The organism is Paraburkholderia sp. CI3, assembly GCF_050436505.1.
Taxonomy (GTDB): domain Bacteria; phylum Pseudomonadota; class Gammaproteobacteria; order Burkholderiales; family Burkholderiaceae; genus Paraburkholderia; species Paraburkholderia tuberum.
Genome location: NZ_JBNDMI010000004.1, coordinates 1018872 through 1031722 on the forward strand (window position 1 = coordinate 1018872; position 12851 = coordinate 1031722).

The following is a 12851-nucleotide window of genomic DNA, read 5'->3' on the forward strand; positions in this document are numbered from 1 at the left end:
TTGCCGCCGCCGCGCCCGCTGTCGAAAACATGACCAAGGATTCCTCTCAAACCGCCCTACTATGGATCGTCGCCGCCGGCTTCTTCATGCAGTCGCTTGACACGACGATCGTCAACACCGCGCTGCCGTCGATCGCGAACAGCCTGCGCGTCGCGCCGCTCGCGATGCAACCTGTCGTCGTCGCCTACACGCTGACGATGGCGATGCTGACGCCCGCCTCCGGCTGGCTTGCCGACCGCTTCGGCACCCGCCGCGTCTATTTCGCCGCCATTCTCGTGTTCGTGCTCGGCTCGATCTGCTGCTCGAGCGCGCACACGCTCGGCCAGCTCGTGATGGCGCGCGTGCTGCAAGGCCTCGGCGGCTCGATGCTGCTGCCGATCGGACGCCTCGCGGTGCTGCGCAGCGTGTCGGGCGAGCAATACGTGTCGGCGCTCGCGTTCATATCGATCGCGGGGCAGCTCGGCCCGATCGCCGGGCCAACGCTCGGCGGCTGGTTCGTGCAGGCGATCACGTGGCACTGGATCTTTCTGATCAACGTGCCGATCGGCGCGCTCGGTCTGTACGCGGTGCACCGCTTTCTGCCGTCGCATGACGAGGGGCAGGCGCCGCCGTTCGATGTGATCGGCTGCGCCCTGCTGTCGTTGTGCATGATCGCGTTTTCGCTCGCGATCGACGCGCCGGTCCCTTCGCATCGCGCGGCGTGGTCGGCGGGGCTGTTCGCGTTGGCCGTCGCCAGCGCGCTCGCCTACATTCCGTACGCCAGAAACCGCCGCGATCCGCTGTTCAAGCTGTCGCTGTTCGGCGAGCCGAACTTCAGCGTCGGCCTGATCGGCAACCTCGTATGCCGGGTCGGTTCGAGCGCGGTGCCGTTCCTCGTGCCGCTGCTGCTGCAATTGCAGCTCGGCTACTCGCCGCTGCACTCGGGTCTGATGATGCTGCCCGCGGCACTCGCCGGCACGCTCGCGAAACGCTGGATCGCGCCGCTCGTGCGCCGCTACGGTTACGACACGTTCCTGCTCGTCAACACGATCATCGTCGGCTTGGCGATCGTCGCGTTCTCGCTGATTTCGCTCGGCACACCGCTCGTGATCGAAATCGCGATCCTCGCGGTGTTCGGCGCGGCCAACTCGATGCAGTTCGCGGCGATGAACAGTGTCACGCTGAAGGATCTGTCGCACGAAGACGCTGGCATGGGCAATAGCCTGTTCTCGATGGTGCAGATGCTTGCGATCGGGCTTGGCGTGTCGATCGGCGGCGGGCTCGTCAATCTGTTCGCGGCGCAATGGTCGGCGGCGCTCGGCTTCCGGCTCGCATTCGTGTGCGTCGGCGCGATCACGCTCGTGTCCGCGTGGATCTTCCGCCACCTCGACGACCCGTCGGGCACGCGCGTGATTCGCGGCCAGGCTGCGCCGAGCGCGGGGAGTTGAGACGCGACGCGTTTCGTCGCGTGCCAGCGCATGCATTCGAAAGGTCTTAGCGTTAGCATGTCGGGCATCCATGGCTACCAGGCAGGGAGCCCCGATGCCATTTGATGAGCGCGTGCTGAACGGCATGGGCGTCCTGACTGCGATCGTCGATTGCGGCAGTTTCGCGGCCGCCGGTGAAGCGCTCGACATGTCGCAATCGGGCGTAAGCCGTTCGGTCGCCCGGCTCGAAGCACGCCTCGGCATTCGTCTGTTCGACCGCACCACGCGCTCGGTCACGCTGACCGACGAAGGCCGGCGTTTCTACGAGCAGATCGTGCCGCTGCTCGGCGGACTCGAGGAAGCGGCCGCCTCCGCCGCGCACGGCGCGACCGCGGTGCGGGGCCGTCTGCGCGTCAACATGGACCCGTTCTTTTCGCGGCTCGTGCTCGGGCCGCGCCTCGGCGGCTTCATCGACAAACATCCGGACCTGCAGCTCGAACTCGTCACGCGCGACCAGTTGGGCGACATGGTCGGGGACGGCTTCGATGTCGCGATCCGCTTCGGCGACCCGCCGGTGTCGACGCTCGTCGCCCGCAAGCTGCTCGATACGCGCATCCTGACCGTCGCGGCGCCGTCGTATCTGAAGAAGCATGGCAAGCCGGCGAATCCGGGCGAGCTCGAAGACGGCCGGCATATCTGCATCAAGTTTCGCGATCCGCTCACCGGTTATCCGTTCAGCTGGGAATTCCATCGCGGCCGCAAGCAGCTCGCGCTGACGCCGCAGGGGCGGCTGACCGTCAACGACGTCGGCACGCTGCATAGCGTATGCATCGCGGGCCAGGGCATCGCGCAGATTCTCGCGCTCGGCGCGGAGTCGCTGCTTGCGAGCGGCAAGCTGATCGAGCTCTTTCCGGATTGGGGCGACGAGGTGTACCCGCTGTATGCGCTGTATCCGTCGCGGCACCATCCGCCGGCCAAGGTGCGCGTGTTTCTCGACTTCATCATGTCGCTGACGGGCGGCAGGCCGCGCCACGCGGTTGCCTGAGCGCGGAACGTCTGTTTGCTCCCGCCCGGGTCCGCGTCTTGCTGCCGGAGGCTTGTCTTCCCTCCAGGAGAGCAGCGATGAGCAAAACGACGGAAAAATTCCAAGGCGAAGCAAAAAGCGCGGCCGACAACGAATCGAAAAGCGAGGCCAGCGCCCAGACCGAGGATTTCGCGCATCCGCACCGCGCCGTGCATAGCGACAACGCGAAGAGCAAGATGCCCGAGCGCCACGACGAAGGTCACAAGCAGTCTCCGGCGGACCGTCCGGGCAAAAAGTCCGGCGAGGGCGAACCGTCAGTCGGTTGAAAAGAAGAACCCTATGTCAGAGCGGCCCTGGCTGCGTCGTGCACCCGGGCCGCATCACTTTTTCCTTCCAGCACCTTTCTGTAAGCAAACATTTCTTCCTCATTTTTACCGAATATTTTTTTGACGCCTTGGACTATTTTGCTGCTTGCAGCAAGGTGTGCGCCCTGCGAACCGGCTGCCGCTTTCCGCCGGTTTTTGCCGCTTCCGATCGATAAAAGGCGTCATCATGTCCAACGCGTCAAGTTCTCCCCTCGCCCGTGCGGCGGTCGCCCATGTGTCCATCTGCGTGCCCACCTGCAATCGTCCCGACCTGCTGATCGAATGCGTCGACTCGTGCCTCGCGCAAAGCTATCCGCATGTCGAAATCGTGATTGGCGACGATTCGACGGACGTGCGCTCGCGGCAACTGATCTTGCAGCGTTACCGCGACGAGCCGCGCGTGCGCTACGAGAAGCACGAGCCGCCGCTTGGCCAGGCGCGCAATGTGTCGAGCCTGTTCGAGCGGGCGCGCGGCGACAAGATCCTGCTGATCCACGACGACGATCTGCTGACGAGCGACGCCGTCGACAAACTCGTGTCGTTATGGCAGCGCTATCCGCGGCTCGATGCGGCATTCGGTGCGCAATACGAAGCGGATCACGATGGCGCGATCGATCTCGCCGCGAGCGCGCGCCTGAACGAGGCGTTCCGGCGCACCGAGGCCCGCGAGGGTCTCCAGCCGCTCGCGGGCCGCACCGGCCTGATCCAGATGTTTCCGAACAATGGCTGGATGGCCGACGCGCGGCTCGTCAAGCGGGTCGGCTACGACGCGCGGTATGGCGTGTGCTGCGACTACGTGTTCGGCACCGAGCTATGCCTGGCCGCGCGCGAGGTGTTTTATCTGCACGACTATGTGTCGGTGTATCGGAAGACCGCGACGTCGGTCTCGCACAGCACGCGCGGCACGAGCATGGCCGCAACGTTGAGCGCCTATGCGTTCGTGAAGTCGCTGCGTCTGCCGGTGCCGCTCGAACCGTCGCGGCGGCAGGCGCTGCGGCGGCTCGTACCGATCGCGGTGTCGATTCACGCGAGAAACGGCGAGGCGCGCGCGGCCTGGCGGATCGCGCGCGCGCATCTGTTCGCCTACAACTACGGCTTTAGCGCGCGGCTTTACTACCATCTGCTGATGCTGGCGCGCGCGGCCTGGCGTGGCCGTCTGCCGATCCCGCACGCGGCGGCCGATGCTGTCGCCGGCGTAGCGGCGACGCCTTCGATGGCGACGGTCGCGGCCGTTGGCGCGGCCACGGTGAATGAGGCCGCGAGGGTCGATGAGTTCGTCGACAACGGGCCGAAGCCGGTATGAGCTGCGACAGGCGTGTCGCGACCGGCGCGAGCGCGTGCAAGGCGATTTTCTGCCAGGCATTCCCTGCCTGGCAAACGCGTATTCGTTACCTGGTTCCGCCCGCGCCGCTGATTACGATGAGCACGACCCGTCTTCGCAGCAGAGGTGTTTCGCCATGTCAGACAATGCGTGTTTCAAGCCGCGCGTGATCGAACCGGTCGTCGATGACCAACCCGAAGGATCAGGTCTCGCGGTCGAGTTATGGTTCGCGCAACCGATCGACGGCATCGCCGGCCGCGCGGTGCAGATTCATCTGCGCAGCGGCGCGAGGATGGAACAGGCCGAGAGCTTGCGCGACCTGCTACATGCGTGGGGGACACGGATCGTCGTCAGTTGGGCGAAGCGCTGATCCTCGCTTGCGGATTGACGCGCAAACGTCGATGCCATGAAAAACGGCGGCCCGGTTGCCCTGGACCGCCGCTTGAGCGCTGCCATCGCGGCACGACGTTTCGCCGTGCCCGACTAGCGGTTCACGGCTCGTGCCGCAGATATCCTTCCGACGAGGGATCGCGCATGCGCAGCGACACGATACCCGCGAGTGCACACAGCGCCGTCACGTACCAGAAGAACATCGTCTCGACACCGGCGGACTTCAGCCACAGCGCGATATATTCCGCCGAGCCGCCAAAGATCGCATTGGCGAGCGCATACGACAGCCCTACGCCAAGCGCACGCACTTGCGGCGGAAACATTTCCGCCTTGATCAGGCCGCTGATCGACGTATAGAAGCTGACGATCGCGAGCGCCACCACGACCAACGCGAAGGCCGCATACGGGCTCGTCACGTCTTTCAGCGCATGCAGCAGCGGCACCGTGCCGAGGGTCGCGAACAGGCCGAAACACAGCATCGAGCGGCGCCGCCCGATGCGGTCCGACAACGCGCCGAACGCCGGCTGCATCAGCATGTAGACGAACAACGCGGCGGTCATCACCGAGCTCGCGGTCTTCGCGTGCATGCCGGCCGTGTTGACCAGGTACTTTTGCATGTAGGTGGTGAACGTATAGAAGATCAGCGAGCCGCCGGCCGTGAAGCCGAGCACCGTCATGAACGCGGTCTTGTGCTCCCACAGCCCGCGCAGCGTGCCCGCTTCCTTGCGCTGGCGCATCGCCGCGGTGGTGGTTTCATCAAGGGATTTACGCAGATAGAGCGCGATCAACGCGGCGATGGCGCCAATCACGAACGGCACACGCCAGCCCCACGCCTTCAGCTCTTCGGTCGTCAGTGTCTGTTGCAGGGTCACGAGCACGAGCAGCGCGCACAGTTGGCCGCCGATCAGCGTGACATACTGGAACGACGCGAAAAAGCCACGCCGGCCCTTCAACGCGACTTCGCTCATATAGGTCGCGCTGGTGCCGTATTCGCCGCCCACCGACAGCCCCTGCAAGAGCCGCGCGAGCAGCAGCAACGCCGGCGCGAGCGCGCCGATCTGCGCGTAGGTGGGCAGCATCGCGATCACCAGCGAGCCGCCGCACATCATGAATACCGACACCATCATCGCGGTGCGGCGACCACGTTTGTCCGCGAGCCGCCCGAAGAACCAGCCGCCAATCGGCCGCATCAGGAAGCCCGCGGCGAACACGCCGGCCGTGTTCAGCAACTGCGTGGTCGTGTTGCCGCTCGGGAAGAACGACGGCGCGAAGTAAAGCGCCGTGAACGAATACACATAGAAGTCGAACCACTCGACGAGATTGCCCGATGAAGCGCCGACGATTGCAAAAATGCGCCGCCGCGTGTCGTGCGCCGAGGCCACGACGTATTGTTCGGTTTGGTCGTTCATGCTGGTGTCTTTCCTTATTTAAACGAAGAGGACGGTCGTGGCGCCGCCTTGATGTCGCGCGCCCAGCCTGAGCGGCCGTCGCGGGTGCGCGAATTTTACATAAATGAAAGCACCAGAAGGTTTTTTGTCAGCGTGGCCTGATGAAAGCCCTGGGTCGGCCGGATTTGCGCACCAACAGAACGAAGCCCCTGCCAGTTGGGGACTGGCAGGGGCTTGACGGGCGACACGGACCGCTCAGGCGGGAGTCAGGCGGGAGTCAGGCGGCGCTCATATTCTCACGGACGGCGGCATATACCGGCAGTCGTGCCGTTTTCTGACGGTGCCGTTTTCGTCGACGCTCTCGAGGTACACGTCGAACTGCCACAAGCGCGCCATGTGCTTGAGCACCTCCTCGCTATCCGACGACAGGTGCCGGTTGTCGCTCATGAAATGCCGCAACGTCAGGCTGCGATCGCCGCGTGTATTGACGGCCCACACCTGAATGTTCGGCTCGCGGTGATGCATGTCGTACTGCCGCGACAACGCCTGGCGCACGTACTGGTAGCCGCTATCGTCGTGAATCGCCGACACTTCGAGCGCGTCTCGCATGTCGTCGTCGAGCACCGAGAACAGGCGCATTTCGCGGATCAGATGCGGCGACAGATACTGCGCGATGAAGCTCTCGTCCTTGAAGTTGCGCATCGCGTAGTGCATCGCGGGCAGCCACGGACTGCCGGCCAGATTCGGAAACCACTTGCGGTCTTCGTCGGTCGGCGCTTCGCAGATGCGCCGGATATCGCTCATCATCGAAAAGCCCAGCGCATACGGATTGATGCCGCTGTAATACGGCTTCGTGACCGGCGGCTGATAGACGACGTTGCTGTGTGAATGGAGAAACTCCATCATGAAGCCGTCTTCGAGCTTGCCCTGGTTGTACATCGTATTGAGCAGCGTGTAGTGCCAGAACGTCGCCCAGCCTTCGTTCATCACCTGGGTCTGCCGCTGCGGATAGAAGTACTGGCCGATCTTGCGCACGATCCGGATCACCTCGCGCTCCCACGCTTCGAGCAGCGGCGCGTTTTTCTCCGCGAAATACAGCAGGTTTTCCTGCGGCTCGGGTGGATAGCGCCCCTCGACCTCTTCGGGCAACGGCGTATGGCGCGTGGGCAACGTGCGCCACAACTCGTTGACCTGCGACTGCAGATACGCCTCACGTTCGCGACGCGCGGCGAACTCCTTCTGGAGCGACAGCTTCTGCGGCCGCTTGTAGCGGTCCACGCCGTAATTCATCAGCGCGTGGCACGAGTCGAGCAATTCCTCGACGCGATCGAGCCCATAGCGCTCCTCGCATTCCGCGATGTAGTTTTTCGCGTAGACGAGGTAGTCGATGATCGCGTGCGCGTCCGTCCATAAGCGGAACAGATAGTTGCCCTTGAAGAACGAGTTGTGACCGTAGGCCGCATGCGCGATGACGAGCGCCTGCATCGTCATCGTGTTCTCTTCCATCAGATAGGCGATGCAGGGGTTCGAATTGATGACGATTTCGTACGCGAGCCCCATCTGGCCGCGGCGATAGCTCTTTTCGGTGGAAAGGAAATGTTTGCCGAACGACCAGTGACGGTAGTTCACCGGCATGCCGACGGACGCATAGGCATCCATCATCTGTTCGGCGCTGATGAGTTCGAGCTGGATCGGATACACGTCGAGCTCGTATTGCTCCGCAACACGGGCAATATGCGAGTCGTACTCTTCGATCAATTCGAAGGTCCAGTCGGACGGGCACGGCAGAGGCCGTCTATCGGCTACGTTCATACGGACTTCCCTTTGCCCTCGTTGGGCGTTCCGGTGTGTCCCGTGCTGCAGCATCGCGGACTGCTCCGGCGCGAGCGGCTCCCGTGCTGGCCGCTCCTGCCTCGGCATGCCCCGACTGTCGCTGCGGCACGCCTTTGTTGCGCTGCGGCGCGGTCATACGGCGGGTTACCCCTTGTCGTACGAATCGCCGCGCGCTTCGTCGTTCAGGCGCTTCGTGCGCCACCAGCATCCCATCAGGAAGTCGCCGCCTGCTTCTCGAACAGCTCGCGAAACACCGGATAAATATCGGCCGCGGTTTCGACCTTCTTCATCGCCATGTGCGGTTGCGACAGCGCCAGTTGCGCGTATTCGAGCCACAGATTCTGCTCTTCGGGCGTCACCTGAATATACGCGAAATACCGCACCTTCTCCAGGATGTCATCCGACAGTATCTTGCGGCATTTCGGCGAGTCGTCGGTCCAGTTGTCGCCGTCGGACGCCTGGGCGCCGTAAATGTTCCATTCAGTCGGCGAGTAGCGCTCGTCCATCACCTTGCGCATCAGTTCGAGCGCGCTCGACACCACGGTACCGCCGCTTTCGGTCGAGTGGAAAAACGTGTCTTCGTCGACTTCCTCGGCGCGCGTGTGGTGGCGGATGAACACGACTTCGATGCGCTCGTAGTTACGCTTCAGGAACAGGTACAGCAGGATGAAGAAGCGCTTGGCGAGATCCTTGCGCTGCTCGTCCATCGAACCGGACACGTCCATCAGACAGAACATCACCGCCTGGCTCGACGGCGTAGGCTGCTTCACGCGATTCACGTAGCGCAGATCGAACGGATCGATGAACGGGATCCGCCAGATGCGTCCTTTCAGATGGTGGATGTCGTCTTCGAGCAGCTTGATCTCGTCGCGGCGATCGGCGGGATCGGCCCTCAACTCTTCCAGCTGTCGCTCCATTTCGTGCAACTGGTTGACGAGCGGCGCGCCGAGCGCGATGCGCCGGCCGAGCGCGCTGCGCAACGAGCGCACCACGTCGATATTGTTTGGCGTGCCCTCCGCGGCCCAGCCCGCGCGGACGCTTTTCCACGTCGGCACGGCCATCAGATGGGTCTTGACGAGACGCGGCAGTTCGAGGTCGTCGAAGAAATACTGCATGAACTCTTCGCGGCTCAGCTCGAACACGAAGTCGTCCTGACCCTCGCCCTCGTTGCTGGCCTGACTGCCTCCGCCGCCGCCGCCGCCTTGCGGGCGCTGGATCTTGTCGCCGCGGATGTAGTCCGAGTTGCCGGGATGCACCATCTCGCGCCGGCCGCCCGGTCCATGACGGAACGACGGCTCCGCGATGTCCTTGCGCGGAATGGTGATGCTCTGGGTGTTCTGGATGTCCTTGATGCTGCGATCGCGCACCGCCTCCGAAACGGCACGACGAATATAGTTTTTGACGCGGCGCAAAAAGCGCTCACGGTTCGCAATACTCTTGTTCTTGCCTGCCAACCTGCGGTCGATGATTTGATGAAGCACGCCCGGTCTCCCGTCCATGCAACCGCGATTCCCTGCGGCCGCACTAATATTTCGGGTGCGCGAGACGCCCGCCGCGCAGTGCAATGCTATGCGGCTTGCGCCTCGCCGGTTGCCCGTACGGTCGAACCGTACGGGCGGCACACCATGAGTATCATGCGCGCATCATGACGACTTGCGCACGCGCAGATACCAGTCGCACAGCAAGCGCACCTGCTTCGGCGTATAGCCCTTCGCCACCATGCGATTGACGAAGTCTTCATGCTTGCGCTGCTCTTCAGCCGAACCTTTCGCGTTGAACGAGATCACCGGCAACAGCTCTTCCGTGTTCGAGAACATCTTCTTTTCGATCACGACGCGCAGCTTCTCGTAGCTGATCCACGCGGGGTTCTTGCCCGCATTCGCAGCCCGCGCACGCAGCACGAAATTCACGATCTCGTTGCGGAAGTCCTTCGGATTGCTGATGCCCGCTGGCTTCTCGATCTTCTCCAACTCGGCGTTCAACGCGGCACGGTCGAAGCTCTCGCCGGTGTCGTGGTCGCGGAACTCCTGATCCTGGATCCAGAAGTCCGCATACGTGACATAGCGGTCGAAGATGTTCTGACCGTACTCGGAGTACGACTCCAGGTACGCGGTCTGAATCTCCTTGCCGATGAACTCCGCATAGCGCGACGCGAGCACGTCCTTGATGAAGGACAGATACTTCTGCTCGGTTTCCGGCGGGAACTGCTCGCGTTCGATCTGCTGTTCGAGCACGTACATCAGATGCACCGGATTGGCCGCGACCTCGGTCGAGTCGAAGTTGAACACGCGCGACAGAATCTTGAACGCGAAGCGGGTCGACACGCCGGTCATGCCTTCGTCGACGCCCGCGAAGTCGCGATACTCCTGATACGACTTCGCCTTCGGGTCCGTGTCCTTCAGATTCTCGCCGTCGTAGACCTGCATCTTTGAGAACAGGCTCGAGTTCTCCGGCTCGTGCAAACGCGTGAGCACGGACAACTGCCCCATCATCTTCAGCGTGCCCGGCGCGCACACCGCGTTGGCCAGCGACGAGTTGCGCAGCAGCTTCTCGTAGATTTTGACCTCTTCGCTATAGCGCAGGCAGTACGGCACCTTGACGACGAAGATCCGGTCGAGCAGTGCCTCGTTGTTACGGTTGTTGCGGAATGCCTTCCATTCCGATTCGTTCGAGTGAGCGAGGATGATGCCGTCGAACGGAATCGCGCCGAAGCCTTCCGTGCCCTTGAAGTTGCCTTCCTGGGTCGCCGTGAGCAGCGGGTGCAACACCTTGATCGGCGCCTTGAACATTTCGACGAACTCGAGCAGGCCCTGATTCGCGAGGCACAGGCCGCCCGAGTAGCTGTACGCGTCGGCATCGTCCTGCGCGTACTGTTCGAGCTTGCGGATGTCGACCTTGCCGACCAGCGACGAAATGTCCTGATTGTTCTCGTCGCCCGGTTCGGTCTTCGAGATAGCGATCTGGCGAAGGATCGACGGATAGCGGCGCACCACGCGGAACTTGCGGACGTCGCCGTTGTACTCGTGCAGGCGCTTGACCGCCCACGGACTCAGAATGCCTCGCAGGTAGCGACGAGGGATGCCATATTGCTCTTCGAGGATCGGACCGTCTTCCTCGTAGTCGAACAAACCGAGCGGCGATTCGTTGACGGGCGAGCCCTTGATCGCATAGAACGGCACGCGTTCCATCAATTGCTTCAGACGTTCCGCGATCGACGACTTGCCGCCGCCGACCGGTCCTAACAGATACAGGATCTGCTTCTTTTCTTCGAGCCCCTGGGCCGAATGCCGGAAGTAGGCGACCACGTGCTCGATCACCTCTTCCATTCCGTAGAACTCACGGAATGCGGGGTATACCTTGATGACCTTGTTCGCGAAGATACGCGATAAACGCGGATCGTTGCGAGTGTCGATCTGTTCCGGTTCTCCGATTGCCGTCAACATGCGTTCGCCCGCAGTGGCGTACGCGGCGGGATTGTCTTTGCAGAGCGCGAGATACTCCTCGAGCGAGAGTTCGTCCTCCCGTGTTTTCTCGAAGCGGGTCGCGAAACTGCTGTAGATATCCATGCTACCTCCTCGCCGAAGTCTGGGGCGATGTCGTGCGCGGCGCGCTATTCAGAAACGACATCGCTCGAATTCATCCTAAACCCTTTTAAATTTTTTTTCACGGACTACGTTGCGAAAATCGCGCCGTAACCGCCACGCTACAATCCTCACCTGGAAACAGAGATTCGACCACCTACAATTTTTTTTACTCACGCAGCAACCAATCACGTCATCTGCTGCACCGCTGTATCGCTACTTTCTTCAGCACCGCATCGCTATTCAGTGCTCCTGCAGGACTTCGCCGGACCGCTGCATCGCGTCAAGTCACCGCGTTGCTATCGCACATCCCGTACCCGCACCGTCGACCCGCCACCAAAATGCGGCTGTCTGCGCACGCACACTTCGTCACAAAAAGCATGCACGTGACGGACTCGCGGCGCTCTCATAGGTGTATACGGAAGGACGCGGCAAGGTTGCAACAAATGCATTCGAACAGGTTGACGATTCAAAGACTGCCACCGTTTCAAATTCGCCAAAATAAAAACGGCTGCACGCGGGCAGCCGTTTGGAATCAAGCGTTGTAATTTGCGGTTACAAGCGCCGCAGCATCGATCAGGTCAGTTCAATTTCCACTTCACCCAATCCGTCGATATGACCACGCACGATGCCGGGTTCGTCGATCTTGTGCGCGCCGACGTATGAACCGGTGGTCAAGGTCCAGTTGCGCTCGATCGTGATGCCCATCGCCGCGCAATGGTTGACGAACCACACGAGCAGCTCGCGCGGATCGCCTGCCGGATTGCCGGTCACTTCCGGTATCAGCGAGCGGCCGTTGAAACTCAGCTCCAGTTCCGGCGACACGAAGTCGAAGCCGCGCGCGAGGCTCGCATAGACGGCCGGATGGCCGGTGATCAGCGCGCCGTTGTTCTGCGCGTCGGCCAACTGCGCGAGCGGCGCGACGTTCGGCCATTCGGCGAAGCGGCTGTCGACGATCTCGATGGCCGGCAGCACGGCGCCGACCTTCGACAGTACCTCGTCGCGCGCATACGCCTGAGCGCGCGGCTCGATCGTCACGTCGAAGCGGAACGCGATCTCGAGCTCCACCAGCACGCGAAAGAAGCCGTCATGCGCGAGCCTCGCTGGCGACGGCATCACCAGCGAGGCCGGAATCGGTGCGCCCGACGCGGCGCCGCCCGGCGACTTCGCGCCGATCTTCCACGCGCCGGTCGACTCGCCGAGGCCCACGATCACCGCCTGCTGGATCGCGTAGGCGGTCGCCGCGTCGGGCGGCAGGCTGTCGGGCGCGGGCGCGTCGATCGGCCGGTGCTGCCGGCGTGCCTCGACGAGGCGTTGCGCAAGATCGTATCGCGTCATGTCGGTTCTTTGTGGCTGGCGCATGGCAGGGTTCGCAGGACGTAGCAATATGTGGGAACCACCTGTTGGAGGTGCGGGCAGCCGCGCGCCGCGCAAACGGATCGGGGCCGTGCCCGTCAATGTACCGGATCGCGACACGCGCCGGTGAAAGGCGGCGGCGCGCAAACGTTAATTCTTGCCGGAGCTGAAAAAAAACCGCGCATGG

10 protein-coding genes are annotated in these 12851 nt (G+C 62.7%); 5 read left to right on the forward strand and 5 right to left on the reverse strand.

From position 1 onward, the window contains the following. Positions 1-29: 29 nt before the first annotated feature. The 5 genes from OKW29_RS26125 (at position 30) to OKW29_RS26145 (ending at position 4486) form a co-directional block, all read left to right on the forward strand. The gene (locus OKW29_RS26125) at positions 30-1427 is read left to right on the forward strand and encodes a DHA2 family efflux MFS transporter permease subunit (RefSeq protein WP_429294937.1); all 1398 of its coding nucleotides are present in this window, start codon (positions 30-32) and stop codon (positions 1425-1427) included. Positions 1428-1521: 94 nt separating this feature from the next. After that, complete coding sequence (locus tag OKW29_RS26130) at positions 1522-2451, forward strand: LysR family transcriptional regulator (protein ID WP_187610541.1); 930 nt, start codon at positions 1522-1524, stop codon at positions 2449-2451. A gap of 77 nt (positions 2452-2528) precedes the next feature. Beyond that, positions 2529-2756 carry a hypothetical protein gene (locus OKW29_RS26135; protein ID WP_429293150.1) on the forward strand — a complete coding sequence of 76 codons (228 nt, stop codon included), beginning with the start codon at positions 2529-2531 and terminating at the stop codon, positions 2754-2756. 226 nt (positions 2757-2982) lie between these two features. Next, positions 2983-4098: a glycosyltransferase family 2 protein gene (locus tag OKW29_RS26140; protein ID WP_429293151.1), complete on the forward strand. Its 1116-nt coding sequence runs from the start codon at positions 2983-2985 to the stop codon at positions 4096-4098. 154 nt (positions 4099-4252) lie between these two features. Continuing rightward, a complete protein-coding gene (locus OKW29_RS26145) occupies positions 4253-4486 on the forward strand; it encodes a hypothetical protein (RefSeq protein WP_429293152.1) in 234 nt (77 codons plus the stop codon). A 121-nt stretch (positions 4487-4607) separates the two neighbouring features. Here the strand turns inward: OKW29_RS26145 and OKW29_RS26150 are convergent, their stop codons facing one another. The 5 genes from OKW29_RS26150 to OKW29_RS26170 form a co-directional block, all read right to left on the reverse strand. Then, positions 4608-5915, reverse strand: a complete 1308-nt coding sequence (locus tag OKW29_RS26150; RefSeq protein WP_429293153.1) for an MFS family transporter — start codon at positions 5913-5915, stop codon at positions 4608-4610. A 267-nt stretch (positions 5916-6182) separates the two neighbouring features. After that, a complete protein-coding gene (locus OKW29_RS26155) occupies positions 6183-7706 on the reverse strand; it encodes a SpoVR family protein (protein ID WP_429293154.1) in 1524 nt (507 codons plus the stop codon). A 233-nt stretch (positions 7707-7939) separates the two neighbouring features. Next, positions 7940-9208, reverse strand: a complete 1269-nt coding sequence (locus tag OKW29_RS26160; protein ID WP_429293155.1) for a YeaH/YhbH family protein — start codon at positions 9206-9208, stop codon at positions 7940-7942. A gap of 162 nt (positions 9209-9370) precedes the next feature. Further along, entirely contained in the window at positions 9371-11293 is a 1923-nt protein-coding gene (locus OKW29_RS26165; RefSeq protein ID WP_429293156.1) for a PrkA family serine protein kinase, read from the reverse strand. A 591-nt stretch (positions 11294-11884) separates the two neighbouring features. Further along, a complete protein-coding gene (locus OKW29_RS26170; protein WP_429293157.1) occupies positions 11885-12646 on the reverse strand; it encodes a 2-keto-4-pentenoate hydratase in 762 nt (253 codons plus the stop codon). Positions 12647-12851: the final 205 nt, after the last annotated feature.